Annotated in this window: 37 protein-coding genes; 25 read left to right on the forward strand and 12 right to left on the reverse strand. The window is 60.2% G+C overall.

All coding sequences use genetic code 11. From position 1 onward, the window contains the following. Positions 1-258: 258 nt before the first annotated feature. From ISS99_RS18780 to ISS99_RS18820, 10 genes are all read right to left on the reverse strand, one after another. Entirely contained in the window at positions 259-633 is a 375-nt protein-coding gene (locus ISS99_RS18780; RefSeq protein WP_204633134.1) for a hypothetical protein, read from the reverse strand. After that, positions 630-1,022: a hypothetical protein gene (locus tag ISS99_RS18785; RefSeq protein ID WP_204633135.1), complete on the reverse strand. Its 393-nt coding sequence runs from the start codon at positions 1,020-1,022 to the stop codon at positions 630-632. Before ISS99_RS18785 ends, ISS99_RS18780 begins: the two co-directional genes overlap by 4 nt. Beyond that, entirely contained in the window at positions 1,019-1,657 is a 639-nt protein-coding gene (locus tag ISS99_RS18790) for a hypothetical protein (RefSeq protein ID WP_204633136.1), read from the reverse strand. Before ISS99_RS18790 ends, ISS99_RS18785 begins: the two co-directional genes overlap by 4 nt. After that, positions 1,611-2,453, reverse strand: a complete 843-nt coding sequence (locus ISS99_RS18795; protein ID WP_204633137.1) for a YdaU family protein — start codon at positions 2,451-2,453, stop codon at positions 1,611-1,613. Before ISS99_RS18795 ends, ISS99_RS18790 begins: the two co-directional genes overlap by 47 nt. A gap of 136 nt (positions 2,454-2,589) precedes the next feature. Then, positions 2,590-3,549, reverse strand: coding sequence for a DNA cytosine methyltransferase (locus ISS99_RS18800; RefSeq protein WP_204633138.1), 960 nt, complete (start codon positions 3,547-3,549; stop codon positions 2,590-2,592). Further along, entirely contained in the window at positions 3,546-3,899 is a 354-nt protein-coding gene (locus ISS99_RS18805; RefSeq protein WP_204633139.1) for a hypothetical protein, read from the reverse strand. The genes ISS99_RS18800 and ISS99_RS18805 overlap by 4 nt, the downstream gene beginning before the upstream one ends. A gap of 129 nt (positions 3,900-4,028) precedes the next feature. Beyond that, positions 4,029-4,154, reverse strand: a complete 126-nt coding sequence (locus ISS99_RS23570; protein ID WP_275578207.1) for a hypothetical protein — start codon at positions 4,152-4,154, stop codon at positions 4,029-4,031. Then, complete coding sequence (locus ISS99_RS18810; RefSeq protein WP_204633140.1) at positions 4,151-4,381, reverse strand: hypothetical protein; 231 nt, start codon at positions 4,379-4,381, stop codon at positions 4,151-4,153. Before ISS99_RS18810 ends, ISS99_RS23570 begins: the two co-directional genes overlap by 4 nt. After that, on the reverse strand, positions 4,378-4,674 hold the full coding sequence (locus tag ISS99_RS18815) for a hypothetical protein (RefSeq protein ID WP_204633141.1): 297 nt from the start codon (positions 4,672-4,674) through the stop codon (positions 4,378-4,380). The genes ISS99_RS18810 and ISS99_RS18815 overlap by 4 nt, the downstream gene beginning before the upstream one ends. Beyond that, complete coding sequence (locus ISS99_RS18820; protein ID WP_204633142.1) at positions 4,671-5,108, reverse strand: hypothetical protein; 438 nt, start codon at positions 5,106-5,108, stop codon at positions 4,671-4,673. The genes ISS99_RS18815 and ISS99_RS18820 overlap by 4 nt, the downstream gene beginning before the upstream one ends. A gap of 114 nt (positions 5,109-5,222) precedes the next feature. Here ISS99_RS18820 and ISS99_RS18825 point away from each other — a divergent pair, with 114 nt between their 5' ends. The 17 genes from ISS99_RS18825 to ISS99_RS18905 all read left to right on the forward strand — a co-directional run bounded on the left by ISS99_RS18825 (position 5,223) and on the right by ISS99_RS18905 (position 15,524). Next, entirely contained in the window at positions 5,223-5,471 is a 249-nt protein-coding gene (locus tag ISS99_RS18825) for a hypothetical protein (protein WP_204633143.1), read from the forward strand. Positions 5,472-5,641: 170 nt separating this feature from the next. After that, positions 5,642-6,025 carry a hypothetical protein gene (locus tag ISS99_RS18830; RefSeq protein WP_204633144.1) on the forward strand — a complete coding sequence of 128 codons (384 nt, stop codon included), beginning with the start codon at positions 5,642-5,644 and terminating at the stop codon, positions 6,023-6,025. A 239-nt stretch (positions 6,026-6,264) separates the two neighbouring features. Continuing rightward, positions 6,265-7,116, forward strand: a complete 852-nt coding sequence (locus ISS99_RS18835) for a helix-turn-helix transcriptional regulator (RefSeq protein ID WP_204633145.1) — start codon at positions 6,265-6,267, stop codon at positions 7,114-7,116. Between the two features lie 403 nt (positions 7,117-7,519). Next, a complete protein-coding gene (locus ISS99_RS18840; RefSeq protein WP_204633146.1) occupies positions 7,520-7,708 on the forward strand; it encodes a hypothetical protein in 189 nt (62 codons plus the stop codon). Between the two features lie 31 nt (positions 7,709-7,739). Next, positions 7,740-8,174: an Lcl C-terminal domain-containing protein gene (locus ISS99_RS18845; RefSeq protein ID WP_204633147.1), complete on the forward strand. Its 435-nt coding sequence runs from the start codon at positions 7,740-7,742 to the stop codon at positions 8,172-8,174. 26 nt (positions 8,175-8,200) lie between these two features. Beyond that, the gene (locus tag ISS99_RS18850; protein WP_204633148.1) at positions 8,201-8,578 is read left to right on the forward strand and encodes a hypothetical protein; all 378 of its coding nucleotides are present in this window, start codon (positions 8,201-8,203) and stop codon (positions 8,576-8,578) included. 127 nt (positions 8,579-8,705) lie between these two features. Next, positions 8,706-8,921, forward strand: coding sequence for a hypothetical protein (locus ISS99_RS18855; RefSeq protein ID WP_204633149.1), 216 nt, complete (start codon positions 8,706-8,708; stop codon positions 8,919-8,921). Then, positions 8,918-9,118, forward strand: a complete 201-nt coding sequence (locus tag ISS99_RS18860; RefSeq protein WP_204633150.1) for a hypothetical protein — start codon at positions 8,918-8,920, stop codon at positions 9,116-9,118. Before ISS99_RS18855 ends, ISS99_RS18860 begins: the two co-directional genes overlap by 4 nt. 14 nt (positions 9,119-9,132) lie before the next feature. Then, entirely contained in the window at positions 9,133-9,564 is a 432-nt protein-coding gene (locus ISS99_RS18865; RefSeq protein WP_204633151.1) for an Lcl C-terminal domain-containing protein, read from the forward strand. A 59-nt stretch (positions 9,565-9,623) separates the two neighbouring features. Further along, on the forward strand, positions 9,624-10,823 hold the full coding sequence (locus ISS99_RS18870) for a hypothetical protein (RefSeq protein ID WP_204633152.1): 1,200 nt from the start codon (positions 9,624-9,626) through the stop codon (positions 10,821-10,823). A gap of 39 nt (positions 10,824-10,862) precedes the next feature. Next, entirely contained in the window at positions 10,863-11,714 is an 852-nt protein-coding gene (locus ISS99_RS18875) for a hypothetical protein (protein ID WP_204633153.1), read from the forward strand. Next, a complete protein-coding gene (locus ISS99_RS18880; protein ID WP_204633154.1) occupies positions 11,714-12,373 on the forward strand; it encodes a lambda exonuclease family protein in 660 nt (219 codons plus the stop codon). Before ISS99_RS18875 ends, ISS99_RS18880 begins: the two co-directional genes overlap by 1 nt. Next, the gene (locus ISS99_RS18885) at positions 12,370-12,819 is read left to right on the forward strand and encodes a hypothetical protein (RefSeq protein ID WP_204633155.1); all 450 of its coding nucleotides are present in this window, start codon (positions 12,370-12,372) and stop codon (positions 12,817-12,819) included. The genes ISS99_RS18880 and ISS99_RS18885 overlap by 4 nt, the downstream gene beginning before the upstream one ends. Positions 12,820-12,922: 103 nt before the next feature. Beyond that, positions 12,923-13,483 (forward strand): Lcl C-terminal domain-containing protein, encoded by a 561-nt coding sequence (locus ISS99_RS18890; protein ID WP_204633156.1) that lies wholly within the window; start codon positions 12,923-12,925, stop codon positions 13,481-13,483. 69 nt (positions 13,484-13,552) lie between these two features. Further along, positions 13,553-13,942: a four helix bundle protein gene (locus ISS99_RS18895; RefSeq protein WP_204633157.1), complete on the forward strand. Its 390-nt coding sequence runs from the start codon at positions 13,553-13,555 to the stop codon at positions 13,940-13,942. After that, complete coding sequence (locus tag ISS99_RS18900; protein WP_204633158.1) at positions 13,939-15,276, forward strand: reverse transcriptase domain-containing protein; 1,338 nt, start codon at positions 13,939-13,941, stop codon at positions 15,274-15,276. The genes ISS99_RS18895 and ISS99_RS18900 overlap by 4 nt, the downstream gene beginning before the upstream one ends. Then, entirely contained in the window at positions 15,273-15,524 is a 252-nt protein-coding gene (locus ISS99_RS18905; RefSeq protein ID WP_204633159.1) for a hypothetical protein, read from the forward strand. The genes ISS99_RS18900 and ISS99_RS18905 overlap by 4 nt, the downstream gene beginning before the upstream one ends. Positions 15,525-15,541: 17 nt before the next feature. Here ISS99_RS18905 and ISS99_RS18910 read toward each other — a convergent pair whose 3' ends face one another. Beyond that, on the reverse strand, positions 15,542-15,910 hold the full coding sequence (locus ISS99_RS18910; RefSeq protein ID WP_204633160.1) for a hypothetical protein: 369 nt from the start codon (positions 15,908-15,910) through the stop codon (positions 15,542-15,544). Positions 15,911-16,024: 114 nt separating this feature from the next. Between ISS99_RS18910 and ISS99_RS23360 the strand changes: the two genes are divergently transcribed. The 8 genes from ISS99_RS23360 to poxB all read left to right on the forward strand — a co-directional run bounded on the left by ISS99_RS23360 (position 16,025) and on the right by poxB (position 24,667). Continuing rightward, a complete protein-coding gene (locus ISS99_RS23360; RefSeq protein ID WP_239538184.1) occupies positions 16,025-16,372 on the forward strand; it encodes a hypothetical protein in 348 nt (115 codons plus the stop codon). A 35-nt stretch (positions 16,373-16,407) separates the two neighbouring features. Continuing rightward, the gene (locus ISS99_RS18915) at positions 16,408-17,208 is read left to right on the forward strand and encodes a tyrosine-type recombinase/integrase (protein WP_239538185.1); all 801 of its coding nucleotides are present in this window, start codon (positions 16,408-16,410) and stop codon (positions 17,206-17,208) included. Between the two features lie 288 nt (positions 17,209-17,496). Further along, entirely contained in the window at positions 17,497-19,032 is a 1,536-nt protein-coding gene (amaB, locus tag ISS99_RS18920; protein ID WP_204633162.1) for an L-piperidine-6-carboxylate dehydrogenase, read from the forward strand. A gap of 158 nt (positions 19,033-19,190) precedes the next feature. Next, complete coding sequence (locus ISS99_RS18925; protein WP_204633163.1) at positions 19,191-19,967, forward strand: SDR family NAD(P)-dependent oxidoreductase; 777 nt, start codon at positions 19,191-19,193, stop codon at positions 19,965-19,967. A 6-nt stretch (positions 19,968-19,973) separates the two neighbouring features. Next, positions 19,974-20,741 carry a class I SAM-dependent methyltransferase gene (locus tag ISS99_RS18930; RefSeq protein WP_204633164.1) on the forward strand — a complete coding sequence of 256 codons (768 nt, stop codon included), beginning with the start codon at positions 19,974-19,976 and terminating at the stop codon, positions 20,739-20,741. Positions 20,742-20,744: 3 nt separating this feature from the next. Continuing rightward, a complete protein-coding gene (locus ISS99_RS18935; protein WP_204633165.1) occupies positions 20,745-21,770 on the forward strand; it encodes a quinone-dependent dihydroorotate dehydrogenase in 1,026 nt (341 codons plus the stop codon). 20 nt (positions 21,771-21,790) lie between these two features. Continuing rightward, the gene (gene murB / locus ISS99_RS18940) at positions 21,791-22,819 is read left to right on the forward strand and encodes a UDP-N-acetylmuramate dehydrogenase (protein WP_204633978.1); all 1,029 of its coding nucleotides are present in this window, start codon (positions 21,791-21,793) and stop codon (positions 22,817-22,819) included. A gap of 117 nt (positions 22,820-22,936) precedes the next feature. Then, the gene (gene poxB, locus ISS99_RS18945; RefSeq protein WP_204633166.1) at positions 22,937-24,667 is read left to right on the forward strand and encodes a ubiquinone-dependent pyruvate dehydrogenase; all 1,731 of its coding nucleotides are present in this window, start codon (positions 22,937-22,939) and stop codon (positions 24,665-24,667) included. Here poxB and murJ read toward each other — a convergent pair. Beyond that, on the reverse strand, positions 24,664-26,253 hold the full coding sequence (gene murJ / locus ISS99_RS18950; RefSeq protein ID WP_204633167.1) for a murein biosynthesis integral membrane protein MurJ: 1,590 nt from the start codon (positions 26,251-26,253) through the stop codon (positions 24,664-24,666). The genes poxB and murJ overlap by 4 nt on opposite strands. Between the last annotated feature and the right edge of the window lie 42 nt (positions 26,254-26,295).

Raw genomic sequence — 26,295 nt, forward strand, 5'->3', positions numbered from 1 at the left:
GCGCAGTCAGGGCGCGGAGCTTTATTGGCGCGGATCATCGAGCACCTTCGGAGGCAGTTGAGGTGCCCCTGATTCGACTGTCACGACCAATTCCCGTCTTGCCCTTTTGAACGCCCGCTTCGGGCTCGACAAAGTCGTAACAGCTGTGCATCGCCTCCGGGTGCCAATACCCATGCCGCGCGTCGTGCATGCAGCGCCCCATGCCTGCCTGGGGGTTGATGGGGCCTGGCTGGAAGTGGCGGCAGCGGGCGCAGGCGATCATGCAACTTCCCGCGCCTCCTCTATCTCTATCCGCACCGCATACGCGCCACGCTTGTACTTCTCCTGGCCATAGCACCAGGTCAGTCCGCAATGGTTGTCGGGCAGCTGGAACGCATCCGCCACGCCGTCACGGATCGCTTTGAGCGCGCCCAGGAGATTGTCATCGTCAAGCGTGCCGGGGGACAGCCGTGTCAGGGTGATGACTGCGGGGAATGGCAGCGGGCGCTTACTTTTGACGACGAGGCCGACCTGCTGGCGCTGCAGCTTCACCTTCGCGGCACGAGCCGCCCAGTGCAGACGGTCATTGAGGCCAGCGCCAGTCCGGATCGGAAGCTCAAGCGTGATGACGCGCGCGATGTGGGCAGGGATCATGGCAAATCCTTCCACGGCGTTTCTTTGCCAGTTCTCTGATAGATATCTCTTCTCTTCAGAAACGCCAATTGCCGGCATTTTTCGCAGCGATCATCTGCATTGGTGGGATTGCGGATTGCCTTTGCGGTGCGCAGTGTGTAGATGCCACACACGCATCGGACAACCCATCGCTTAGGCGTGAAAGATAGTCCAATAACGGTTAAACGGCCAAACTTCACTCCAACAAGATTTCGGTCCTTGAATGGAATGTACTGACGCACCTCGATAGGATTTTCCTGATCGGCTGCTTGAATATTTTTCGCCGTGTCCCAGTGCACACCGTGCTTGATAACGCGCGCGGCAACGCGATTCACCGGTATGCGATGAGAGTCGAGGATATCTTTGCTCATACTCCATCCTCCTGCGCGCTTAAAGGATGACATTCATCGCCTGTCGCCTCTCCCTCTACCTGTTCAGCTTCCGGCTCGTTCTCCCTAAGGATGTCGCGCATCTTCTGCAACTCAGCCTCGGCGGTTTCTGCACTGGCAGGCTTGCGCTGTTCCGGCTTCGGCGCCTCAAGCTCTCCCTCAATCGGATAGGGCAGCGTGCCGCCCTTCATCGCATACTCGACAGCTAAGCCGTAGGCCTCGCGGAGCATGCGCTCTGCCTTTTTGGATTCCGCCCGGGCGAAGAGGTAGCCATCGACGTAGCTCCAAACCTGGCGCAGGAACGGAGAGCGTGCACCTTTGTTCGTGCGCAGCTCGTACTCGACTGCGGCGAACTCAGGAATGCCGAGGCAGAGCTTGCGAAAGCGCGGCGAGCTGGGTGGAAAGTCACTGCCGAGGTTATGGGTGGCATGCAGCCCGGTGGCGAGCTGCTTCGGCGTCAGGGAGGCAAGTGCCGCACCCCAGGTATCGGCAGCATGTCCCGCTGGGTCTGCGCCGTACTGGCTCACCCAGGCGTGCCCGAACATATCCGCCATGCGCTGCCAGAACTGGTCAAGGATCGACTGCGGTAAACGTGCCTTCGATGATGCTTCCGGCACCGTGCTCTCGTGCTTGCCGGTCTGCAATGGCTTGCTGGACGCGCTCGCTCGCGCTTGGCTTATGGCCATTTGAGCGGCCTGACTGATGGGCTGCATGGGTGGCTCCGTTCGTGGCGTTTCCGCGCTCGGTGACGAGCTGTGCGGCGAGTGCCTTGAGGTCGCGAAGTCCCCGCATCACGGAGGCTTCGAGGATTTCGTTTGGGTCGTGGCCTTGGGCGATCAGGGTTGCGAGGTGCATGCGCGCCGTGGTGACGCGACTGATCGAGAGCTTCCCGTCTGAGGCGAGCTGGTCGACGAATAACTTCCACCGCTGCGGGTCGACGCCTTCGGGCGCGCCCATCTCACTCTCGCTCTTAGCTTCTATGGCGTGTGGTGTATGGAGAGCTTCACCAGACTGGGTTGGCCGCTGGGCACCCCGCTGGGTTTCTCCAGAAGAACCCGTTGGGTTACCTGACGGGTTACCCGCTGGGTTTGGTTTGCGACCGCCCTTCGATCCGTTTTCCTGCGCGATCTTGATGCGCTTTTGCGCCTTCGCGATTTCTTCATCAACACGGTTTTTATGGCGCAACCCATCATCGCTTATAGGAAAAAAGCGCTCGGCGACCTTCTTCACAGCGGCCTTGTCAGCGGCCGATACGGCAGAGCACATGACATACAACTCGTTGAGATCGGCGGGGAGCGCGGTCTCTTCGGAGTAGTAGGCAATGAGCAGGCGAAGATAGGCGCCATGATCGATGAGCGTCAGGCGCGTTGTATCGCGCAGATAGTCGCCCGGATAGAACTCGAAATAGTTCACAAACCCTCCGGGAGGCGGAGGGTTGATGGAGTGCGGGAGCCATGATTTGTGTTCATGGCTTCCCAATATATGCATAACAGTCTCAGGGGCTGAACATTTCTCAAAAATATTTTTTGCGGATGACTCTGGCGGGGATTCATGCAGCGACCGCCTGCTGGTTAGCGATCAGTCCCCGGGCTTGCATGTATGCGCCAATGAACGCTGCCGCAGCTTGCGGGACGATGGCATTGCCGTAGGCGCGCAGACGTCCCACGCGGGCGGGTATCCCATGAGCCAGCGGGAATGTGCCGGGTTCAACTGGCCGCCACTTTCCATCTGTGCAGAACAGCCAGTCAGCATCTGCCCAGAAGCCGTTAAGCGGATTGGCCCAACCATGCGCGCCATCCCCTGATTCGATGGGCGCGGCTTTGTCTTGTCGCCCTGATCGTACTGATAGTCCCCGCGCAGACTGTCGATCGAGATAGGTGTTTGCCAGCCCGCGAACGTCGCCACGTGAGGAAGCGCCACCGCTACCTTTCGGCCATCCGGCATGCGCCCCGTTGCGCTCATCCCCTCGCACGATTGCGAGCCCTTCGAATTGCCGACAGTCGGCGTCGGCCACCCAGTAATTTCGATCCCGGATGTGCGGCGCACCGATGCCCGAAGACGGGAACGGGACACACCCAAAGGCGTAGCCCATGCCTTCCATGTCAGCGTGTACAAGGTCGATCCAAGGTGCTGCGTCCTTGCTTGCAACCTGCTCTCCAAAGATGACTGGAGGGTCACACTGCGCGATGAGGTGCTGCCAGGCCGGCCATAGATGCCGCCCGTCTGCAAACCCAGCTCCCTTACCTGCCGCGCTGAAAGGCTGGCAAGGGCAGCTGCCAGTCCACACGCGTCGACCACGCGGCCATCCTGCAATTTCCAATGCAAATGCCCAACCACCAAGGCCGGCAAAGAAGTGGCACTGTGTATATCCCTTGAGGTCATTGGGAACGACGTCCTCGATGCTTCGTGTGTCGACATCGCCGCGCGGTATCAGGTCGGCGTCCATGAGGTTGCGCAGCCATTGCGCGCAATAAGCGTCTATCTCGTTGTAGTAGACGGGAGCCTTCACGCCACCAACCTCTGCGCCTCAACTGGCCAAAGGGTCTGCATCTGACTTCCCAGCACCCTGCACTGCCGGATGGCCCCAAAGACGACCTTTGCGCTCAAGCGCATGTCACCGGTGCGCCGGTCGATCTGCACGTGCGTGAGGCCGGTGAGTTCGGCCAACTCCCCTGCTGTGCGGCCTGGGTACGCGTAGATCGCGGCGACGATGCGCTCGAGCTGGGTCTGACGCACCCCACTGGTAGTGACGCGTTCCGCGGCGATATGCGAGCTGACTGGATCGGTGGCGCGCGCGGCTGGCGTCTCGATTCGGCGTACCGGTGTCGCGCTGCCAAAGTGGAAGGCTTCCTGGTTCATCAATGCGCCCTTACCAGTTTGTAAAGCTGCCCACCGTTCGCTCGCAGGAACGCCCTCGCCTCTTTGCGACTGTGGAACGACGACCACTTGCGCGGCCCGTAATGCACAGTCCAGCAAAACACAGCTCCCTCAGCAGGTTTCATGGTCAAACCTCTCGAGTTCTTGAACGATGGATTCCCAGAGCGCGCGCTCGACGATGTCGAAGCCTGGATTGGCTTCTTCCTGTAGCGCGCAGGAGGAATAGATGCGGGTCACTCGGCGATCTCGAAGGGATCGGAATGACGATCAACGGCATTCCCGAAACCCTTGGCTTTGCGCACCTTGGCCGAATCGATCCATTCCGGATGAACCGCCGGCATCAGGCGATACTGCACGCCACTGGGCGATTCGGCATGCATGCGCCGCGCTACGACAACATGAATGGATTGACGCTCACCATCTTGAGTGGTGACTTCCGCCCCGACGGGAAGATTGGCGCTCATGGCACCAAGCTCTCCTGCATCTGTGGTTCAGCCGAGAGCACCGGGACACCCTCGAAGCGAACATCGGCCAATGTGAACTTGTTGTCCGATTGATTGGTGACTGCGGCATTGATGTCCTGATAGTCCACTTTGCTAAGACGAACGCAATCGGGCTCTCGGTTCGCCAGGCGCATATAGGCGCGCATGTCCTTCCATTTCTGGAGTACGCCGAGATGCTTCTTCGTCAGCCGGTATTCGCTGAGGTTGCGGCTTTGAATGACCGGGGGGGGCAATTTCTTGGCTCTAGCGTTCATGTGACATTCCCATGCAGGGCATCAGTGAGAACACGCACTTTCACGCGCTCCGCTTCAAGCGCCTCATTTGCAAAACGCAATGCGCGCTCGGTTTCGGTTTCGCGTTTACGGAGACTGGCGGGGTCATAGCCGCGGGACTGCGCGAGCCAGATCAGGGGCGCCTCGTTACCGCAGAGGTCCATAAGCGCCAATAGCTTGTCGACCGGGAAATGGGCTTCGCCGCGGTGGATCCGGGTCCAATGGCTCGCATCAATCCCTAGGGCGCCATAGACCTGCTTGTCGCCCTCAAAACCGCCCAGGGAGATGCATAATTTGATGGCCGCGAGGAAGGTCGGCTGGGCGATGACGAGTGTTGGATCCAGGGCCTGGGACGTGCGCACCAGCTTGAGCGGAATTTGCCCTGCGTCCATCGCATGCAAAACATTGGACTTCATTGGACGGTCCTCCTTGATTGAAAATTTTTTCCATGGCTACGACACGAGATGGCGGACTCCTCCCGGTGATAGGCTCGCCGTGCGGGCAACGAACCCACCACCAGGAGGGAATCCATGGACCATGCAGAACGGGATATGCACTTCTTTGCGCTGCTTGCGCAGGTGCAGGTGATCGATGCGACAGTCGCCGCACTCATAGATGCGCACCCGGAGCCCGATGTTTTGCGGGAACGTATGCGGTCAATGTATGCAATCGTGATGTCGGAGCTTTCGGTGGGACTGATTGCTCAAGGGGCGTCCGCCCAATACCTGAGTGCCCTGCAAGAGCACATGGACAAGTTTCTAACCCTGCAAGACGAATAAAGCTGAGGATCACCTCGGCCTCGCGCTGGGCGATGCGTTTGGCAGTCTGGTTGCGCGCGGCGGACATATCAGGCGCCCCTCTCGATTTCGGTCGGGGCTTGAAGATTGGCGAATCCCTCCTTGCGGTAAGCTGGCAGTGCGACCTGATCAGCTACCAACAAGGGGGATTCATGAAATTCGAGCAGCAGCTCTGTATGGCTATTTTTATGGCCATCGTGTCCGGTTTGGTCGTCTTGGCATTCGGCCAGCCGGACATTTACGGCGTCATATTTTTGCCGATGTTCTACGCCGTTCTTGGCGCTGGCATTCTCTTGACGGTCTATGAGTTCGCATATGCACAAGGAGCCGTTGCGCAATGGAATCGTGAGGAACTCATCGCCACCAACCCCATACCGAACTGGTTCAAGTTGCTGGGCGTCCTTCTTCTGTTGGTTATCTGGCTTGGCTGGGTAATGTCCCTGGTAGTAACGCGCGAACGAGTTAGCCATCCAAACGCCAGTGCCGCAACTCACAGCCCAGCTGCCCATCAGAGCGGCGGAAGCCAGGATAAATGACCGATGGCTAGTCATTTAGGCCGCCTCCTGCCCCGGCGAGCCGTGATCGCGCGGACCGAATATTTGTGGCTTAAGTTCGTAGCGGAGCTTCAGCTCGTGCACTTCCGGTATTGGTTCTTCGCCCGGCCACATGGTTACGGCGGTTCGCGAAATTCCCAAGGCGTCTGCCAGTGCTTGCTGGGAGCCATAGGCCGCAACTGCTTCATGCTTATATATGCTCATGGGCAGGCATTGTCAGGATGCTGACTAATATTGTCAAGACCCTGACAGTGATGCCATGTCAAGCTTCTGACATGGATAGAGACGAACTGGCACGGCTAGCAAAGGCAGCGCGCCTTCAGGCCGGATTTGAAACTGAGAGCCTGGCATCTCAGGCAATTGGGTGCTCGCGCACCCTTGTTATTGGCTGGGAGAATGGGTCAGGCACTATCAAAGGCAGCAAATATCAGCTTGCAGCGGCAATGGCTTATCAAGTCAAGCTAGCGTGGCTAACTGATGGTTTGGGAGAGAGCGGCTTTCCTGTACAAGGAGACCCTTCAGACCCTCTCGTGTCCTATCAATTTCTACCTGAGCAGAGTGACTTCCAAGGGGTGCGCGATTCTGACGAAACGGCCAGGTCGAAGGCTACACTCTGGAACGTTTTTGGTAAGTCATCATATGAGACTCATCCTGGATATGTTCGCTTCGCCCAGTTGGAAGGGTTTGCCGGACTTGGCAGGGGGGATTACGTGGGCGATTTTCCAGAAATCGTTGAATTCGTAGAGGTAACCAGGGAGTGGGCTCAGGACAGCCTGCGGGGAATACCGCTTGAGTCGATCAGAGTTATCACTGGACGCGGTGATAGCATGCGCGGGCAGTACAACAATGGAGATTTGATTTTCATCGATTCACGCATCAAGCAATTTGATGATGATTCCGCCTATTGCTATCGATGGAATGGCAGAGTGCAAATTAAGCGGCTGCAATTAATCGGAAATGGAAAAGTTCGCATCTTAAGCGAAAATCCAAAATACCCTCCAATCGATGTGGATTTGAGGGAAATTGAAATAGGTGGCCGCGCCGTAGCCGTATGGACATTGCGCGAATTCTAATTCGCGTTAGCTTGACTCAGCTCTGATTTTGAGCTTTTCAAGAGCCCGTCCGAGCCTCACATAATCTTCCTTCGACCACCGAATGGAATCGTGCCCAGTTGGCGCGAAAAATTGGCGTTCATTCAATTGAGGGGCTGGGTTAGATCGCACTTCTGCTGTTTTCTTGAATGGCAGGATGCTACATATTTTTCTATCCATAATTCGCCCTTTTTAATTGGTATCCAGCACTTGCTGCAAGCCTAAAGGATTCCGGCTTGGCTGCGCTCTGCGGGCGCACTAATGCTGAATGAATAGTAAACGCAAGTCAGCTTTCTGACACATTCGGCTGTCAGTATATTGACAATATTGGTCAGCATCCTGACAATCTCCCACATCGCCTTCACCGAAGGCCTGGGAGACCAGCATGTCCCGCCTCGACTACCTCCAGCACCAGAGCGCCACGCTGCACGTCGACGCCCTGCTCATCCGCGTCCGCACGAATCCGGCCTACCTGCCCGAGCGCCTTCCGCCGCGCAAGCTCTCGACCCCTTTCGCAACCGTGCTGCTGGTGATCGCCGTCCTGGCCATCAGCGCCTTCGCCACCCGCGCCTAACCCTTCCTCAGCCCATCCGGGAGACGTCTTCATGTCCGCACAGCTCGCATCTGCTCCGGTTTCTCGCTTCACCAAGCAGCACCCTGCCACGCATACCAGCGTGATCGACGCCGCGGCAGGTCTCGAATGGGCCGTCAACGTGCCGAGCCTGCAGGGCAAGTTCATGACGTACGAGGAAGCCAAGAAGGCCATAGCCGAGCTGGATCACGGTGGCCGCAAGGACTGGCGCCTGCCGACACCACACGAACTGTTCTCCCTGGTCGGCTACACGCATGGCAACAAGGTGTACGACGCCGACGCCTTCCCCGACATGCGTACCGATGACTGGTACTGGACGGATCAGGTGAATCCGGCCGCTACGTCCTGCGTCTTCGCCGTGACCTTCGGCAGCGGCGCCGTCTTCTACCTCAATCGCCACCTCAAGGCTTTCTGCCGGCCGGTGGCGTCCGTGCCCGCCCGTCAGTGATTGATTTTTGAACTCTGGAGAGCGTCATGCAAAGCGTGAGCAAGGTTCATCCGATCATGTCTACTGCGCTCGCTGGCGTAGCGCCGCCGCAGGATGCGGCCGTGTCGCGCATTCGCCAGCTCGAAGCGCAGTTGCTCGACCTGGAGCGGCGCCTTTCCTTCCAGAAGGAGGCGACTGCACAGCTCGCCGCTCAGCTCGAGGAGCTTTGCCCGCACAGCACCACAGCAGAGATGCCGGATGGCTCCGAAGTGCCGGCGCCAGCCGAGGTCGTTCGCAGTGCCTTGGTGTGGTTGCGCGAGAAGCATGACCTGGAGTTCTACGACCGCATCGACGAACAGACGCTACTCCATTTCGAGGTCGAGAAGGCTGAGCTGCGTATCGCGGCCAGGGAAGGTGCGCTGTGAGCCGCCTATTCCGCTGCAAGCTCCAGCGCGCCGATGGTATGCGCATCGACTACATCGGCCCCTTCGGTCAGTGGTCTCCGGAATGGCACATCGTCATGCGATACGTGCCGATCCGCCGGAGGGCTGCGTGATGTGCCTCGCCGCTATATCCGACTACGACCTTGAGACCCAGCGCCAAATGTGCGCACTCGAAGCCATGCTGGCGGATCGCCGCCGCAAAGAACTCGCTATCGATGAAGGCATCCGTGCGCGAGCCAACCGTTTTATGCCAACCGCTTCGGTGGAAGCGTCCCCCTGCGTGGAAGCCGGGGCGGTTGGCGCCTATCAGGAGAAGGCGGCATGACCATCGAACTCCTCGCGGAAATAACCGGACGCGACAAGCAATGGAGTGAATTGGCCGCGCCCGTATTCCCTGACGAAACGCAGATGCGCATGCGTGCGCAATCGATCCTCTCTGGCGGGGAGATTGGTCAGTGTCCTCCGCTCACTCTCGACCAGGCGCGCGATGTGATCGCTTGGTATCAGCCCCTAAGCCACTAATCCAGGAATAAGCCATGACCTTCATCAAGCACAAGCTCGGCGCGGATCTGCAACCGGTCGAGACCGGCCACGTCATCGTGCACAACGAAACGCTCGGCCTGTACGAGTCCGTCAATGCACCCGGCTTCGATCAGCGCATGAACGATGCGGACACCGACGCCGCAGTCGCTAAGCTCAACGCGGACAGCTATCTCGGCATTACCACCTGGCGCAGGCCGGAGCCGTGGGAATCGCTGACGCAGGTCAAGTACGTCGATGAAGACGTGATGGCGGATCGCGATTTCTACCCCGATATGCAGGGCGCCTATTACTGGACAGGCCAGACGGTGCCTTGGAGTACGTCCTTCGTCTTCGCCGTGTACTTCGACGGCGGCAGCGTCTACGACCTCACTCGCTACTACAGGGCTTTCTGCCGGCCGGTGGCGTCCGTGCCCGCCCGTCAGTGATTGAACTTTGATCATCCCTTCCAACACCGCGCCGGCCGGATAGCCGGCAGAGGATTCCCATGATCGTGTTCGAGAACCCTGGCGAGATCGACATCCGCTCGATTTCCACCTTTGGGGTCAGCGTTAAGGAAAGCGACAACCCGATCGGCTTCTTCGGCACGGGCCTGAAATATGCCATTGCCGTGCTTCTGCGAACCGGCCACGGCATCACCATCCATTCCGGCGCGACCGTCGTCGAGTTCAGCAAGCGCGCCGAAGTCGTCCGTGGCCAGGAATTCGACTTCGTGATGATGTCCCTCAACGGCGCCGAGCCGTTTCCGATGGGCTTCACGACGGAACTTGGCAAGACCTGGGAACTGTGGATGGCTTATCGCGAGATCGCCTGCAACTGCAAAGATGAGGCAGGAAGCGCCTCGCGCACGAACGACGATTTTTCCCCTATTGCGGGTATCACGCGGGTGTTTGTCACTGGCGACGCGTTCGCGGATGTGCACTCGAACCGTCGAGATTACCTGCTCGAGGACGAGTCTGATTTCGTACTACCAGGCCTCGAGGTGCGCAGGCGACCGTCAACCGCGTTCTTTTATCGCGGGGTTCGAGTGATGAATCTGCAGCGCCCGTCGCTCTATACCTTCAACCAGACGGCGACGCTCGAACTGACCGAAGACCGCACGGTAAAAAATTCTTGGAGCGTGCAGCATCGGATCGCCAATGCCCTGCTCGAATGCGAAAACGAGCCGTTTCTCTATTCGATCCTTACTGCACCATCCGACTCCTTTGAGGGGCATATCGATTTCGACTGGGGCGGCATAACGCCAGGCTCTGCGTTCATGAAGGTAATGCGCGAATGCGTTGCTGACCGCGTCACGAAGCTCAACGTTTCTGCCCTCAAGAAGTTCAATGAGCATTGCAAGGACCTTATTCAGCCGCGCGAAATCGAGTTGACACGGGTCCAGCAGATGACCATGGAGAAGGCACTCGACTTCTGCGGTCGCATCGGCTTCCAAATCCGAGACGCCTATCCCATCAGGGTTGTCGAAAGTCTCGGCGAAGGTTGCCTCGGTTTGGCGAAGGATCAGACGATTTACATCGCCGAACGCGTCTTCCATCTCGGCGGTACGAAGCAGCTCGCATCCACCCTGATCGAGGAATACCTCCATCTGCGTCAGGGCTGGCACGACCTCACGCGCGAGTTGCAGAGCTTCCTTTTTGACAAGGTCGTAAGTCTTGGCGAAGAGCTGACCGGTCAACCCCTTTAGTCAACACCGTGCGCGCCGGCTGCGCGCAGAGGATTCGATATGAGCGGACAGCTCGCACAAATGAAGCAACAAGCGGTAGCCGTATACGGTGAGCAAAGCCTCACAGCAGCAGACATCCGCGCCCAAGTGAATCTGATTCAGGACGTGATGCGCTCCGTCATGATTGATGGCACTCATTACGGCAAGATACCTGGCACGCAATCGCAGAGCCTCTATAAGGCGGGCGCCGAGAAGTTAATGGCCGTTTTCCGTCTCGGCTCGGATGTGGATGTCGAAGACCTCGGCGAATCCGGCGAGATCCACTATCGGGTCAAGTACAAAATCTTGTCGCCGGACGGGCGCCTGCTTGGCGTCGGTGTCGGCGAATGCTCCTCACAGGAAGAGAAGTACGCATGGCGCAGGCCTGTGTGTAAGGAGGAGTTCGACGACATCCCGGAGAACATGCGCCGCGTCAAATATAAGCAGTGGCAGGGCAAGACTGAGAAGCAACAGCAGGTCCGCACGAATCCCAACGACGTGCGCAACACCATCCTCAAAATGGCGAAGAAACGCGCCATGGTCGACGCGGTACTGACCGTGACGGCTGCGTCCGATATCTTCACCCAGGACATCGAAGACCTGCCCGAGGAGCTACGCGAACAGGTAGCCGAGGATGCACGCGCCCGCGCACGGCCGGGAGCACAAGCGGTCAAGCGCACGGTTCCGGAAGATTCGCCCGAACGGCAAGCGCTCATCGCTGACCTGTATGCCGTGGCAGACAATGGAACAGAGGATCTGCGTAAGACCTGGGAGGCGCTCAGCAAGGATCAGCGCGCCCTGGTGGCTGATCAGCTAGACACACTCAAGGATCGCGCCACTGCTGCTGACGCGGTTTCGCAGGAGGCTGAGTAATGGAACAGAACACTCAGGAATGGCGAGACGCTCGCGCTGGCAAGATCACCGCCAGCCGCATGTGCGATGTGATGGCGTTTACTGCCGGCGATGGCGTCTATAAGAGTGGCCCGCGCAAGGGACAACAGAAAGAAGCCAGGAGCCTCAAGGCGCGCACTGATTATATTGGAGACATCGTCGCAGAGATCCTGACCGGCGAGCCGCGCGAGCAGATCAGGGCAAAGACTCTGGATTGGGGTCATGATGTGGAAGCGGCCGCGCGCGCAGCCTATGAGGCTGAGACCGGCATCATCGTCGTCTGCACTGGTTTCGTCACGCATCCGATAATTCCCTACGTGGGTTGCTCACCGGATGGCCTCATTGCTGACTGCGGACAGACGCAGATCAAGTGCCCGCAGAATCCCGCAAATCACATCGAAACGCTGCGCAACGGCATGCCGGAAGAACATATCCCGCAGGTCCAGGGCGAGCTTTATGTGACAGGCCGCGACTGGTCCGATTTTGTTAGCTATGACCCGCGCATGCCGGAGCATTTGCGGTTGTATCACCAGCGAATTGATCGCGATGAGGAATATATCGCGAAGCTTGCCGATGCCTGCAACTCGCTATGGGTAGAGGTAATGGAGGCTTTGAAGTTCCTGAATGAGCGTGCGGCATGACCTCGACATATGTTCTCCGCAAGAAGCATCCGGGTCGCGACAACGTCAAATCGAATTTGCATGCTTTCGTTGACCGTCTTCCCGACACCAAATCATGGAAGGTCGAAATCAAGGAAGCACGCCCTGAGCGATCACTAGACCAGAACGCCGCCATGTATGGCGTTGCCTACGACGTGATTATGGCGGCAACCGGCCTACAAGGCGACGCAGAGAAAAAGCAACTTCATCGCGACTTCTGCGGCGAGTTCTTTGGGTGGGTAGACGCAGGCTTAAGTCGGCGTCGCCCACGACGTACCACGACGACGAACGAGTGTGGCGAGCGCGATGTTATCGACACCGTAACCATGTCGCAGTTCTACGACTTCATCCAGCGCAAAGCAGCCGAATTTGGCATTGATGTGCCGGACCCCGATCCATTTTGGCGAGAACGAGCGAAGGCGGCCTGACAAGCAAGCCGCTTGCGATGAGCCCCTTCTCATGGCTTGAGGTTAGGAAATCTCAATCGCAGGCGGCTTCCTTGTTCGACCACCACCCAGGAGCAACACACCGATGAATGCCCAGGTACGCAATTCCTCCCCGCTCATCCACATTGAGCATTTGACGCTTCAGCTGCCGCCGAGCATCCACGGCGATGCGGTCGCTTTTCCGGTCGATCGTGCAGCAGCCGTCAAAGAAGCTCAGCGTTACACGAAGATCGGAGATGACCTGATTCACCTGCCGGACGATGCCACGGGTCACAAGGCCGTCCTCGATAGCAAGTTCGGCATCTACCGTGCGGTAGGTGTTTGGCCGGATGCGATCAATGCAGCTGCCACCGAGGAGCGCATTGCAGAGCTGAATGCCTCTGGCTATCTCGGCCTCACAACCTGGCGCCAGCCGACCTTGGAAGAAGAGTTCGGCATCGCTGACCACACGAAGTGGAATCCAGCTTGCGACAAGGCTTTCTTCCCGGATGTGCAGCCGACCTACTATCGCACCAGCACGCCCGATCCTGAGCCTGATTCGTCCTACGTCTTCGCCGTGCTCTTCTACCGCGGCGGCGTCGGCGGCCTCGCTCGCGGCAACCTGGCTTTCTGCCGGCCGGTGGCGTCCGTGCCCGCCCGTCAGTGATTGATTATTGAATATCGAGAGGTAGCCGTGTCCACAGTCCCGCCCATCCTTCGCCACGCGGAAGCTCTGATGCTCGACATTGAGAAATCCGTGTTGCAGTTCCCGAAGCGCCATCAGCACGTTTCGGGACAGCAGTTGCGCCAGCAGATATTCAAGGTGGTGCAGCTGGCGAGCCGGGCGTGGTGCAAGCCTGCCGAGCGCCTCACGCTCGTGGAGGCTCTGGACGAAGCCATCATCGATTTCAGGATTACGTTTCAGCTCGCCAAGCGTCTCCAGGCCTTTGCAAGCTTTGGCCAGTTCGAAGACCTTGCCCGCAAGCTCGCTGAGCTTGGCCGAGAGGTCGGCGGCTGGAAGCGTCAGCTACACCCCAAAGGCCAGAATGCGGTTTCGCGAGCAAAGCCGCAGCGCGCCTCGACACTGAGTACCCCGTCCGCCTCGACGTGTGAGGTCATTCCATGACGACGCCACGCTACCAAGATGGATGCGCGGCCGGATCGCAAGTGATGGGGGCAACGTCCTACGTCTTCGCCGTGAACTTCAACAACGGCAACGTCAACAACCTCAATCGCAACAACAAGGCTTTCTGCCGGCCGGTGGCGTCCGTGCCCGCCCGTGAGTGTCAGGGTGTAACGTTCCGAGAACTGTATACGGCGATGCGTAATGCTCGCCGTCATAAGCAGCCTAGCGAGAACATGCTGGAGTTCTTGGCTGACTGGACCGGCGGTCTGTTCGATCTACAGCGCGCCCTCACTGCTGGCGCTTGGGTGCCCTCTCCGGCTACCTGCTTCATCGCCCAGCGACCGAAGGCGCGCCAGATCCACGCGCCGGCCTTCTCGGATCGGGTCGTGCACCACTGGCTTGTGCCGCAGCTAGAAGCGATCTATGAGCCGAAATTCATCCATGACAGCTACGCCAGCCGCCGCGGGAAAGGAACCCACAAAGCGGTCGCACGCCTGCGCCAGTTCGTTCGCCAGGTGGCCAGCGGCCAGGGCGGCGGCTGGTATCTTCAGCTCGATATCGCCAACTTCTTCAACAGCATCGATCGACGCGTGTTGTGGCAGCTGCTGAAACCCCAGCTTGAGCGCGGCGAAGTTCGACCGGAAGCCCTGCGAGCCACCCATGCGCTACTCCGGCATTCGATCCAGCAGCAGGGTGTCGTCTATCGATCAACTGAGGCCGAGCGGGAGCGCGTTCCGGCGCACAAGCGGCTGGAGAATGCGGCTACAGGATGTGGCTTACCGATTGGCAACCTGTCTAGCCAGTTCTTCGCGAACGTCTATCTGAACGAGCTGGATCAGTTCGCAAAGCATGTACTCAAGGCCAAGCGCTACCTGCGCTATGTCGATGACTTTGTGCTGGTCCATCATGACCGCGCGGTGCTGGAAAATTGGCAGGCTCGCATCGAGGCATTCCTCGCCGACCGGCTCAATCTCAAGCTCAAGGCTGACATCCGTCTGCGCCCGCTGAGCAGCGGCATCGACTTTCTGGGCTATGTCGTCTACCCCACACATACCCGCGTGCGTCGCCGCGTCCTGAAGCATGTCCGTGAGGCGCTGCAGGCGTGGCGCTCGGCTCACGTGCAGGCAGGAATGGCGCAGGCAACGCCTGCCGATTACCGGAAATTGTCCTCAGTCTGGGGCAGCTACCAGGGCCACATGCAGCACGCCGATAGCCATCGGCTTCAGCAGCGCATCCTCACCCGGCACCGGTGGCTCAACAGTCTTGTCTCCACCAAGCGGGCCTTCAGCCATGAGCTTGAAGGGCGCCGCATCACCATCAAGGTCGCGATATGAAAGAGTTCCGGCGCAAGTGCCCGAATCCTGCCACGCGCTTCTCGTGGAGCCGCGTGATGGGCGACAGCGGCGGCGTTACCTACCGGCTATTTCGGCGCGACCACAAGGGCGCGCTGCACTTGGCGATTTGGCGCTTCAAGCCGGATGACTCTCGCGACGCGATGATGCGGAAGCTCTGCGAAATGCGGCATGAACTTCTGGAGCGTGTGGACAAGATCGAATTGCATTTATTGGGAGTTGCGTCATGAGATTAGCCATGGATCAGTTAAACGATCGCGACCAAGACGCCGGCCAGGGCAACAGCGACACCAGCCCATGCCGCAAAAAGCATTCGCTTCCCAAGTCGATCATTCGAATCAGCCAAGTTCTGTTGTACACCGATCTGCTCGGCTACGAGCTTGGCGTCAATCCATATTTTGAGGCGCTCCCGCACGCGATCATTAGTGGCAAATGGAAGCGCATTTGGATTGTCCATCTGCAAGTACACATCGGACAGAAGCTTCGCGGATGGATCTCGCTTATCGAGAAAATTTTTCATCGTTGGCCCAATAAGGCCAGCGTCAACATTTTTAAGATGGCTGTGCATGTCTTGCCAAAAGAGCGATGCATCAGAAGGACTATTGGAATCGGCCATGCGTGAACTCCCCATCCTGTTCTCTGCCCCTATGGTGATGGCGATCCTGGAAGGCCGCAAGACGCAGACGCGGAGCATATTGGTGGTCAAATTTAAGCGAGTCGAGGTTTAGCGATGGGCGCTGCTGAGAAGATCGATATCTCCGGAAAGGACTGGCTGACAGAGCCGGAAGCCGCCTATTACTGCGGCGTCAGCCTGCGCAAATTCCAGACCGATTACCTGGCGCTTGGCGTACGACCTCGCCGCTTCATGGGCAAGAAGCTGTATTCCAAGAGCGAACTGTTTGAACTCATCGAGAAATCACAGCAATGGCAAAGCCAACCATCGAATGGCGCGGACACGTCGCCTATCTCTCATGGTCCGAAAGCGGCAAGCGCTGGCGGCGTTCTGCCGGGAAGATTTCAAGCGGTGCCGCTGAGAAAATTCGTTCCGCGAAAGAAGCGGAACTCGAGCACGGAGTAAGGATTCTGCCGCGCCTACCAACGGTGCGCGCATATTTGGAAACCTATTTTGATTGGTACGACGCCGAGCACCCCACAACGGGCGGCAAGCTGAGATCCGAATGCAAGCGGTTTATTGATCGGTTCGGCCATCGCCATATCGACAAGGTGAAGCCCAAGGAGGTCGAGGACTGGAAGACGGAACGCTTGTCGGATGATGAGGCAGCCCCGGAGACGGTTGGCAAGGAAATACGCAGACTGAAAACCGCGTTCAAGCGCGGCATTGAATTGGAGGTGCTGGATTTCAACCCTGTGGCGAAAGTCAAAGCGCCGCGTGGCGTGCGCGATGTCGCCGTGGAGTTTTACTCCGTTGAGGACTTGACTGCCTTGTATGAAGCCAATCCAGCACGGGCGGCAATATGGCGGTTCATGGCGAACACTGGGATACGTCGCGGGGAGTTTGCCAAGGCATGCAAGGCGGACGTGGCTGAATACGGTAAAGAGAAGCGGATTCGGATCGAATCGCTGAGCCCCAGGATACGAACTAAGTCAGGCAAGCGCCGGGAGGTTCCGTTGAACGCGAGCGCGTTGTCAGCCCTGGCCGAGCTGCCGAACAAGTTCGTGAAATGCCATGCCGACACCCTGTCGGACTGGTTCACAGAGGACGCCGAAGCGGCCAAGATCGGCGGGACGCTGCACCGCCTTCGCCACACATTCTGCGCTCACCTGGCGATGGCCGGGGTGCCGTTGCGACGCATCCAGAAATTCGCCGGCCACGCCGACTACAAGACGACTGAAATGTATGCCCACCTCTGCCCAACGGGCGGCATGAGCGAGGTCCAGAAGATCAATCTGTAGAGGTCTACATACTCTACACAACACCCGCGTTTTGGTTCGTTTTTCTGCTCACCATAGAGGCGTATGGTGATTTCAAATCAATAACTTATAAAGTTGACGTACCCTTAGGAGGGGGACGCTCTATCCAACTGAGCTACGGGGGCTCGGCTTGCAGTGCCTGACCGGGCGGGATTTTGGCATGGATCTGGGGCCAGCGCGATCCGGCGAAATCCGACCGGAGGCGCGCCCCTGATAGAATAGGCGTTTCCCCATTCAAGGCGCCGTCCGGCGCCAGGCTCAGGAGTACGCATGTCGCACGAAATCCTCAAGGCGCTCGGCTTGACCGGCGAGCAGTCGGGTACGTATCTCGGCCAGGGCGAGTGGTCCAAGACCACCAACGCCGGCACGTTGCAGCCGCTGAATCCTGCGACGGGCGAAGTGATCGGTACGGTGCATGCCTCCAGCGCCGCCGATTACGACATCATCGTCAAGCGTGCCCAGGAAGCCTTCAAGGTATGGCGTACCACCCCGGCACCGCAACGCGGCGAAGCCGTGCGCCTGTGCGGTGAGGCCCTGCGCAAGCACAAGGATGCGCTGGGTTCGCTGGTCGCTTTGGAAATGGGCAAGATCAAGCCCGAAGGCGATGGTGAAGTGCAGGAGATGATCGACATCGCCGATTTCGCCGTGGGTCAGAGCCGCATGCTCTACGGCTACACCATGCATTCGGAGCGCCCGGGCCATCGCATGTATGAGCAGTACCAGCCGCTGGGCCTGGTCGGCATCATCAGCGCGTTCAACTTCCCGGTTGCAGTGTGGGCGTGGAACGCCATGTTGGCCGCGATCTGCGGCGACATCTGCATCTGGAAGCCGTCCCCGAAGACCCCGCTGTCGGCCATCGCCACCATGAAGGTCTGCAACGACGCGCTGAAGGCCGGCGGCTTCCCGGACCTGTTCTTCCTGTTCAACGACGCCGGCACCGAGCTGTCGCAGGCTTTCGTGGACGATCACCGCATTCCGCTGATCAGCTTCACCGGCTCCACCAAGATCGGTCGCCAGGTGGGCGAGCGCGTTGCCAAGCGCATGGCCCGTTCGCTGCTGGAACTGGGCGGCAACAACGCCATCATCGTGGACGAAAGCGCCGACCTCAAGCTGGCCATTCCGGCCATCGTGTTCGGTGCCGTCGGCACCGCCGGTCAGCGCTGCACCACCACGCGCCGCCTGTTCGTGCACGAGTCGATCATCGGTGACGTCACCGACAAGCTGATCGCCGCCTACAAGCAGGTGGAAGGCAAGATCGGCGATCCCACGCTCGCAACCACCCTGATGGGTCCGCTCAACAGCCAGGACGCAGTGAAGGCTTACCTCGCCGCGGTCGAAAAGGCCAAGGCCAGCGGCGGCACGGTGCGCACCGGCGGTGCGGCGCTAACGGACCGCAAGGGCAACTTCGTGCTGCCGACCATCGTTACCGGCCTGAAGAACAGCGACGAGGTGGTGCAGACGGAAACTTTCGCACCGATTCTCTACGTGATGCCGTTCAAGACGCTGGACGAAGCGATCGATCTGCAGAACGCCGTACCGCAGGGCCTGTCCTCGTCAATCTTCACGCAGAACCTGAAGGCGGCCGAGCAGTACCTGTCGGCGGCCGGTTCGGATTGCGGCATCGCCAACGTCAACATCGGTACGTCCGGCGCCGAAATCGGTGGCGCCTTCGGTGGCGAGAAGGAAACCGGCGGCGGCCGCGAATCCGGTTCGGATGCGTGGAAGGTCTACATGCGCCGCCAGACCAATACCATCAACTACTCCAATTCGTTGCCGCTGGCGCAGGGCATCAAGTTCGATCTGTAAGTTGAGCTTTGCCTCCTCTCCCCATGCTTGATCAAAGCTGGGGAAGAGGACCGAGGTGAGGGGCCTTCTCGCGATAAGCATCCTCGTCGCAAGATTGGCCCCTCGCCCTACCCTCTCCCCGGAGGTGAGAGGGAACCACCGCTCCGAAGGACAGTGGCATGACATCGCTTTCGACCTCTCCCCCTTTTGATTTCCATGGCTACCGTGTCGTTGTCGCCGGCGGCAGCAAAGGCATCGGCCGCAGTATGGCGCTGGCGTTTGCCGCCGCGGGTGCGGCGGTATCGATCTGCGCACGCGGACAAGCTGCGCTTGATGAAACCGCGGCGGCCATCGCGCAATGCGGCGTCACGGTGCACCGGCAATCCTGCGACCTGGGGGATGCGGCCGCCATCGATGCGTATATCGCACGTGCAGCGCAGTCGCTGGGCGGCATCGACGTGCTGATCAACAACGCCAGCGGCTACGGCTTCGACGACACCGAAGAAGGTTGGGCCGCCGGTTTCAATATCGACCTGATGGCAGCCGTGCGTGCGTCGCGCGCGGCGTTGCCTCATCTGCAGCGTTCGCCGCAGGCAAGCATCCTGCATACCAGCTCGATCGCCGCTTTCCATCCAAGCGTGCGCAGTGCGCCCTATGCAGCGGTGAAAGCGGCGTTGAACCAGTACACCACGTCGCAAGCCATGGACCTTGCCCGCGATCGCATCCGCGTCAATGCGATCGCGCCCGGCTTGATCGAATTCCCGGACGGTTTGTGGGATCGGCGCAAGCACGAAACACCCGAGCTGTACCGGCAGACTTTGACCAAGATTCCGTTTGGCCGCTTCGGCACGCCGGAAGAAATTGCCCACGCCGCCCTGTTTCTGGCATCGCCCTGGGCCAGTTGGATAACCGGGCAGACGCTATGTGTCGACGGCGGCCAGCTCCTTTCAGGATAAATGCCCATGACCGATCTCCAATCCACCGAACGCTTCAGCAATCGCGTTGCCGATTACGTGCGCTATCGCCCCACCTATCCCACCGCTCTGCTGCGCTGGCTGCACGACACCCAAGGCGTCACGCCGGACTGGCGCGTGGCGGACATCGGCGCCGGCACCGGCATTTCCAGCAAGATGTTTCTGGATGGCGGCCACGCCGTCACCGCCGTGGAACCCAATGCCGCGATGCGCGAAGCGTCGGTGAGCTGGCTCGGCAGCGATCCACGCTTTCGGGCCGTGGACGGTCGCGCCGACGCGACCACGCTGGAAAACGACAGCACCGACCTGATCTCGGTCGCGCAGGCGTTCCACTGGTTCGATCCCGTCGCTACACGGCGCGAATTTCAGCGCATTCTGCGCAAGGACGGGCTGGCCGCCATCTACTGGAACTCGCGCCGGCTTACCGGCACGCCGTTCCTGGAGGGCTATGAGGCGCTGCTGCAAACCTACGGTACCGACTACACCAGCGTGGCCGAGCGCTATGCGGACGAGCCGCGCATGCGCGAGTGGTTCGGCGCCGGCTGGCGCACCACGGCACAATTCGACCACTGCCAATTGCTGGACTTCGACGCGTTGCGTGGCAGGCTGATGTCTTCTTCGTATGCACCAAAAGAGGGCCATCCCAACCACGCGCCCATGATCGAAGCGCTGCGCAAATTGTTCGATGCCTGCCAGGCGGACGGCAAGGTAAGCTTCGACTACGACACCCGCGTTTATCTCGGCGAGGTTGCTTGAAACATGTATGACTGGATTCGCCCGCTGCTGTTCAAGCTGGACGCAGAAACCGCGCATGGCCTGACGCTCTATGGGCTGGACGTGGCCCATCGCAGCAACTTCGCGCACCTCGTGGCCGCGCCGCCGCCGGATCACCCCACCGAAGCCTTCGGCCTGCATTTTCCCAATCCGGTCGGGTTGGCCGCGGGCCTGGATAAGAATGCCGAGCATCTCGATGCGCTGGGCGCGCTGGGTTTCGGGTTCATCGAAGTAGGTACGGTGACGCCGCGCCCGCAGATCGGCAACGACCGCCCACGCCTGTTCCGCCTGCCGCAGCACCAGGCCATCATCAACCGCATGGGTTTCAACAACGCCGGCGTGGATGCACTGGTGCGCAACGTGCAGAGTGCCAGCTATCGCGGCGTACTCGGCATCAACATCGGCAAGAACAAAGACACGCCCAACGAGAAGGCGGTGGACGATTACCTGTTCTGCCTGGAGCGCGTATACGAGCATGCCAGCTACATCACCGTCAATATTTCTTCGCCCAACACCAAGGGTCTGCGCGATCTGCAGGAAGAAGCCACGCTGCGCCGTTTCATCGAAACCTTGCGCGAAGCGCAGGAGCGGCTCGGTTCGCAGCACGGCGCACGCAAACCGATGCTGCTGAAGATCGCGCCGGATCTCAACGAAGCCGAGCTGGACAGCATCGCCGACGTGCTGCTGGCCACGCAGATCGACGGCGTCATCTGCACCAACACCACGATTGATCACTCTTCCGTTGCCGACGATCCGCTCGGCAACGAAACCGGCGGACTGTCCGGCAAGCCGCTACTCGCACATTCGACCGAAGTGGTGCGCGGCATGCGCCGACGCCTTGGCGACCGCATCGGCATCGTCGGCGTGGGCGGCATCGTCGAAGGACACCACGCCGTGGAAAAAATCGAAGCCGGCGCCGTATTGACCCAGATCTACTCGGGCCTGATCTATCGCGGACCGGCCCTGATTGCCGAATGCGTCAACGAAATTCGCCGCCGGGAAACCACGTGATGGCCGTTGAACGCGTCGACATGGGCGGCTACACCCTGATCGAAAACGCACCGCTGGCGGCGCGTAACACCTTGCGCGTGGCGGCCCGCGCCAAGCTGCTGGCGGAAGTGCGCGATGCGAGCAAGCTGCCGGAACTGCTGGACTTCCCTGCCCTGCGCAGCGGCCGCCTGCTGGTGCTGGGCGAAGGCAGCAACATTCTCCTGACCGGCGATGTCGACGGCACCGTGCTGGCGATGGAAACGCGCGGCGTGCACGTGGAGCAGGACGGCGATGTGGCACGTATTGCCGTGGCCGCCGGCGAACGCTGGGACGACTTCGTGCGCTGGACGTTGGGGCAGGGTTTCGCCGGCCTGGAAAACCTGATCCTGATTCCCGGCACGGTCGGCGCCGCGCCGATCCAGAACATCGGCGCCTACGGCACGGAAGTGGCCGAATTCATCGAGAGCGTGGAAGCCTGGGACCGCGTCGAGCGACGCGTGGTGACCCTGGACCGCACCGCCTGCGCCTTCGCCTACCGCGATTCCCTGTTCAAGCACGAACCCGATCGGTTCATCGTCACCGCAGTGCGATTTGCCCTGCCCCGTCAGCATGCTCTGCGGCTGGACTACGCCGGCATTCGCGAACAGCTGTCGCGTATGGGCGTGGACAAGCCGGCACCGTTCCACGTCGCCGAAGCCGTGGTGCATCTGCGTACGCGCAAGTTGCCCGACCCCGCCGTCATCGGCAACGCCGGCAGCTTCTTCAAGAACCCGATCGTCGATGCTGCGCAAGGCGAAGCGCTCAAGCGCGAGCACGCCGAACTGGTGGCATGGCCGGGCAGCGATGCACGCTGGAAACTCTCCGCCGCATGGCTGATCGAAGCGGCCGGCTTCAAAGGCATGCGCGAAGGCGATGCGGGCATTTCCAACCGCCATGCCCTGGTGTTGGTCAATCACGGCAAGGCCACCGGACAGGAACTGTGGGCGTTCGCGCAGCACGTCATCGAAGGCGTGCAGGCACGTTTCGGGGTACGGTTGGAACCGGAACCCATGGTGGTCGGGGCACACTGACAGACCTGTCGGCACGAAGCGAATTCCAGCTTCGCCCCGCGCCGTCACCTTTACGGAAATCAAAGCAAGGCTTTGCCAAGATGCAAGCCTTGCCTTGGTCACGGAAGGGACGGCGTCATGAGCATCCGCAACGTTGCCGATGTACTGGTTGAAACCCTGGCCCAGGCCGGCGTGAAACGCATCCACGGCCTGGTCGGCGACAGCCTCAACGGCATCACCGAATCGCTGCGCCAGCGCAAAAGCATCCAATGGATCCACTACCGGCACGAAGAAGCCGCTGCCTTTGCGGCGGGTGCCGAGGCGCAACTTACCGGCGAGCTGGCCGTCTGTGCCGGCTCGTGCGGACCGGGCAATCTGCACCTGATCAACGGCCTGTATGACGCACAGCGTTCGCGCACTCCGGTGTTGGCGATCGCGGCGCACATTCCGTCGGTGGAAATCGGCAGCGGCTATTTTCAGGAAACCCATCCGCAGAACCTGTTTCGCGAATGCAGCCACTATTGCGAACTGGTGAGCAGCGCCTCGCAGATTCATCGCGCGGTGGAGATCGCCATTCGTACGGCGGTCGGTCAGCGCGGCGTTTCCGTGCTGGTGATTCCCGGCGACGTCGCACTTTCCGAAGCCAGCGGTCCAGTCGCCACCGCGGCCAGCCTGCTGCCGGTGGCACCGGTGGTCACACCTTCCGATTCGCAGTTGGATCAGCTCGCCGCCCTGCTCGGCAGCGGCCGCAAGGTGACCCTGTTCTGCGGACGCGGTTGCGCAGGTGCGCACGACGAGGTGATCAAGCTCGCCGAAACCTTGAAAGCACCCGTGGTGCATGCACTGGGCGGCAAGGAACACGTCGAATGGGACAACCCGTACGACGTGGGCATGACCGGCCTGATCGGCTTCAGCTCCGGCTACGAAGCCATGATGAACTGCGACACCCTGCTCCTGCTCGGCACCGACTTTCCCTATCGGCAGTTTTTCCCCGACGAGGCGAAAATCTGCCAGATCGATTTGCGTGCGGAAAACCTCGGGCGCCGTTGCCGTCTGGATCTCGGCCTGGTCGGCGACGTGCGCGCCACCGTTGCCGCCCTGCTGCCGCGGTTGAAGGCTGCGGGCGACGACACGCATCTGAAGAACAGCCTCGCCCATTACAAAAAAGCTCGCGAAGGCCTCAACGATCTCGCCGTCGGCAAAGCCGGCAGCAAGCCGATCCATCCGCAGTTCGTGGCCAAAGTGGTCAGCGACATCGCCAGCGAAGATGCCGTCTTCACCTGCGACGTCGGCACACCCACGATCTGGGCGGCGCGCTATCTGCACGTCAACGGCAAGCGCCGCCTGCTGGGCTCCTTCGTGCACGGTTCGATGGCCAATGCCATGCCGCAGGCCATCGGCGCGCAAACCGCCTATCCGGCAAGGCAGGTGGTGAGCCTGTCCGGCGATGGGGGCTTTGCCATGTTGATGGGCGACCTGCTCACCCTGGTGCAACATCAGTTACCCGTAAAGATCGTCGTATTCAACAACGGCACGCTGGGTTTCGTGGAGCTGGAAATGAAGGCCGCGGGTTTCCTGCCAACCGGCGTGTCGCTGGACAATCCCGACTTCTCGGCCGTGGCGCGTGCAGCCGGCATCTACGGCGTACGCGTGGAAGATCCGGGCGACCTGGAAAAGGCGTTGCGCGAAGCCTTCGCCCACGACGGCCCCGCCCTGGTGGACGTGGTGACCAACCGGCAGGAATTGTCGATGCCGCCCAAGATCCAGCTCGAACAGATGAAGGGCTTCAGCCTGTGGGCACTGCGCACCGTGATGAACGGACGCGGCGACGAGCTGATCGAGCTGGCGCGCAGCAATCTGCGGCGCTAAGCCTTTCCGCGCACGCCCAGGCGCCGCAATATCTTCTCCAGCACTTCCACGCTGGTCTTGATGCGCAGCCCATACGTGATGCCGAAATACGCAACGCCGTAAGTAGCGAGCACAAATAGCGCCGTGACGATGGGGCCGTGCAACGGAAGGCCATACTCCACCGCGCACGCTGCCAGCGCGGACAGAGACGCCGATGCCCAAAGCTTCGCCATCATCGCCATCGGTACGCCGGTGGCACCGATGCGCTTGTTCAAGGTTCGCCGCAGCAGATGAAATTCGATCCAGCCTGCCACACCCGCCGATGCGGTCAATCCCACCGCCCCCCACTGCAGGGGAATGCCGAATACGCCCGGCAGCAACAAGGCACTGGCCAGCCCGAGCGCGGCGGTAAACGCCAGCCGCACGATCGCAAAACGCAGCGGCGTGCGCGTATCGCGCATGGCGTAATACGTCGACGAGTAAAGACGACCGAAGGTCGTTGCCAGCAAGCCCACACCGGAGCCGGCCAGGATCGCCCACACGTAGTGCGAATCCTTCGCCGTAAACGCACCGGACTGATACAGCGCCGCCACCACCACGTTTCCCAGCGCGAAAAACGCCATTGCCGAAGGCACGATGAAAAAAGCGATGCGCTCCAGCCCGTTGTTCAAACGCTGCGACAACTTGGCAGACACCTCGCCATCCATTTCATCGCCGGCCATGCGCGACAAGGTCGGCAGCTCCGAAGCGGAAATCGCCATGCCGAACAGGCTGACCGGCAAGAGATTGATCGACGATGCCGTCGTCATGCCAGCGATTGCGCCGCTGCCCAGCAACGTGGAAATGGCCTGGTCGACGAACGCGCTGATCTGCACCACGCCGCGACCAACCGCCACGCCCAGGAAACTGCCTCCGACCTGCCGTACGTGCACGTTGCGCAGATCCATGCGCAAACGCATGCCCGGCACCAGCTTCAACACCGGCCCCAACTGCACCAGGAACTGCAACAGGCACCCCAGCACGGTGCCCCACGCCAGATACACGATCAGCCGATCGGCCTGCAGGTGGCGGAAAAACAGCATGGTCAGAATCATCGACAGATTCCAGACCACCGGTGCCGCGTAGGAAAGAAAGAACTTGTGATGGCTGTTGAGGATGCCCAGGCACCACGCCGACCACACCAGGATCCCGGTACCGGGAAACAGAATCCGTACGATGAGAATAGTCAGCTCGCGCTTTTCGCCGACGTAGCCCGGGGCGATCAGCCACAACAAGGACGGCGTGGCCCACACACCCAAGGCCACGATGACCGCGATGATCAAGGCCAGGGCCGCGGCAATCGCACCGGCAAGACGGTCAGCTTCTTCCTGCTTGTGCTGCGCCAGCAGGCGCGCATAGACCGGAATGAAGGAGGCCGAAAGCACGCCTTCCCCGAACAGGTTTTGCAGGAAGTTGGGCACGCGCAGCGCGGCACTGAAAATATCCGCCGCGTCGGAAAGACCGAAATAGTGCGAAAACACCCGCTGCCGCACCAGGCCGAACAGGCGGCTGCAAAGAATGCCCGCCCCCACCAACAAGGCGTGTCCGCGGCCTGCCTCTTTCGTCATACCCACCTGCTGCCGGATAAAGCGGCAAGGGTAGCATTTTGC

The organism is Dyella mobilis, assembly GCF_016904945.1.
In the GTDB taxonomy this organism is placed as follows: domain Bacteria; phylum Pseudomonadota; class Gammaproteobacteria; order Xanthomonadales; family Rhodanobacteraceae; genus Dyella_B; species Dyella_B mobilis.

What these genes read in the sequence shown, in the direction of transcription:
- ISS99_RS18785 (WP_204633135.1), bottom strand. Translation starts at nt 1,022, where the DNA reads ATGAGCAAAGATATCCTCGACTCTCATCGCATACCGGTGAATCGCGTT.
- ISS99_RS18840 (WP_204633146.1), top strand. Translation starts at nt 7,520, where the DNA reads ATGTCCCGCCTCGACTACCTCCAGCACCAGAGCGCCACGCTGCACGTC.
- ISS99_RS18875 (WP_204633153.1), top strand. Translation starts at nt 10,863, where the DNA reads ATGAGCGGACAGCTCGCACAAATGAAGCAACAAGCGGTAGCCGTATAC.
- ISS99_RS18930 (WP_204633164.1), top strand. Translation starts at nt 19,974, where the DNA reads ATGACCGATCTCCAATCCACCGAACGCTTCAGCAATCGCGTTGCCGAT.
- ISS99_RS18805 (WP_204633139.1), bottom strand. Translation starts at nt 3,899, where the DNA reads ATGAACCAGGAAGCCTTCCACTTTGGCAGCGCGACACCGGTACGCCGA.
- ISS99_RS18900 (WP_204633158.1), top strand. Translation starts at nt 13,939, where the DNA reads ATGACGACGCCACGCTACCAAGATGGATGCGCGGCCGGATCGCAAGTG.
- ISS99_RS18870 (WP_204633152.1), top strand. Translation starts at nt 9,624, where the DNA reads ATGATCGTGTTCGAGAACCCTGGCGAGATCGACATCCGCTCGATTTCC.
- ISS99_RS18865 (WP_204633151.1), top strand. Translation starts at nt 9,133, where the DNA reads ATGACCTTCATCAAGCACAAGCTCGGCGCGGATCTGCAACCGGTCGAG.
- ISS99_RS23360 (WP_239538184.1), top strand. Translation starts at nt 16,025, where the DNA reads ATGGGCGCTGCTGAGAAGATCGATATCTCCGGAAAGGACTGGCTGACA.
- amaB (WP_204633162.1), top strand. Translation starts at nt 17,497, where the DNA reads ATGTCGCACGAAATCCTCAAGGCGCTCGGCTTGACCGGCGAGCAGTCG.
- ISS99_RS18815 (WP_204633141.1), bottom strand. Translation starts at nt 4,674, where the DNA reads ATGAACGCTAGAGCCAAGAAATTGCCCCCCCCGGTCATTCAAAGCCGC.
- ISS99_RS18860 (WP_204633150.1), top strand. Translation starts at nt 8,918, where the DNA reads ATGACCATCGAACTCCTCGCGGAAATAACCGGACGCGACAAGCAATGG.
- ISS99_RS18885 (WP_204633155.1), top strand. Translation starts at nt 12,370, where the DNA reads ATGACCTCGACATATGTTCTCCGCAAGAAGCATCCGGGTCGCGACAAC.
- ISS99_RS18810 (WP_204633140.1), bottom strand. Translation starts at nt 4,381, where the DNA reads ATGAGCGCCAATCTTCCCGTCGGGGCGGAAGTCACCACTCAAGATGGT.
- ISS99_RS18845 (WP_204633147.1), top strand. Translation starts at nt 7,740, where the DNA reads ATGTCCGCACAGCTCGCATCTGCTCCGGTTTCTCGCTTCACCAAGCAG.
- ISS99_RS18780 (WP_204633134.1), bottom strand. Translation starts at nt 633, where the DNA reads ATGATCCCTGCCCACATCGCGCGCGTCATCACGCTTGAGCTTCCGATC.
- ISS99_RS18905 (WP_204633159.1), top strand. Translation starts at nt 15,273, where the DNA reads ATGAAAGAGTTCCGGCGCAAGTGCCCGAATCCTGCCACGCGCTTCTCG.
- ISS99_RS18850 (WP_204633148.1), top strand. Translation starts at nt 8,201, where the DNA reads ATGCAAAGCGTGAGCAAGGTTCATCCGATCATGTCTACTGCGCTCGCT.
- murB (WP_204633978.1), top strand. Translation starts at nt 21,791, where the DNA reads ATGGGCGGCTACACCCTGATCGAAAACGCACCGCTGGCGGCGCGTAAC.
- murJ (WP_204633167.1), bottom strand. Translation starts at nt 26,253, where the DNA reads ATGACGAAAGAGGCAGGCCGCGGACACGCCTTGTTGGTGGGGGCGGGC.
- ISS99_RS18935 (WP_204633165.1), top strand. Translation starts at nt 20,745, where the DNA reads ATGTATGACTGGATTCGCCCGCTGCTGTTCAAGCTGGACGCAGAAACC.
- ISS99_RS18925 (WP_204633163.1), top strand. Translation starts at nt 19,191, where the DNA reads ATGACATCGCTTTCGACCTCTCCCCCTTTTGATTTCCATGGCTACCGT.
- ISS99_RS18890 (WP_204633156.1), top strand. Translation starts at nt 12,923, where the DNA reads ATGAATGCCCAGGTACGCAATTCCTCCCCGCTCATCCACATTGAGCAT.
- ISS99_RS18830 (WP_204633144.1), top strand. Translation starts at nt 5,642, where the DNA reads ATGAAATTCGAGCAGCAGCTCTGTATGGCTATTTTTATGGCCATCGTG.
- ISS99_RS18825 (WP_204633143.1), top strand. Translation starts at nt 5,223, where the DNA reads ATGGACCATGCAGAACGGGATATGCACTTCTTTGCGCTGCTTGCGCAG.
- ISS99_RS18880 (WP_204633154.1), top strand. Translation starts at nt 11,714, where the DNA reads ATGGAACAGAACACTCAGGAATGGCGAGACGCTCGCGCTGGCAAGATC.
- ISS99_RS18820 (WP_204633142.1), bottom strand. Translation starts at nt 5,108, where the DNA reads ATGAAGTCCAATGTTTTGCATGCGATGGACGCAGGGCAAATTCCGCTC.
- ISS99_RS18910 (WP_204633160.1), bottom strand. Translation starts at nt 15,910, where the DNA reads ATGGCCGATTCCAATAGTCCTTCTGATGCATCGCTCTTTTGGCAAGAC.
- ISS99_RS18835 (WP_204633145.1), top strand. Translation starts at nt 6,265, where the DNA reads ATGCTGACTAATATTGTCAAGACCCTGACAGTGATGCCATGTCAAGCT.
- ISS99_RS18895 (WP_204633157.1), top strand. Translation starts at nt 13,553, where the DNA reads ATGCTCGACATTGAGAAATCCGTGTTGCAGTTCCCGAAGCGCCATCAG.
- poxB (WP_204633166.1), top strand. Translation starts at nt 22,937, where the DNA reads ATGAGCATCCGCAACGTTGCCGATGTACTGGTTGAAACCCTGGCCCAG.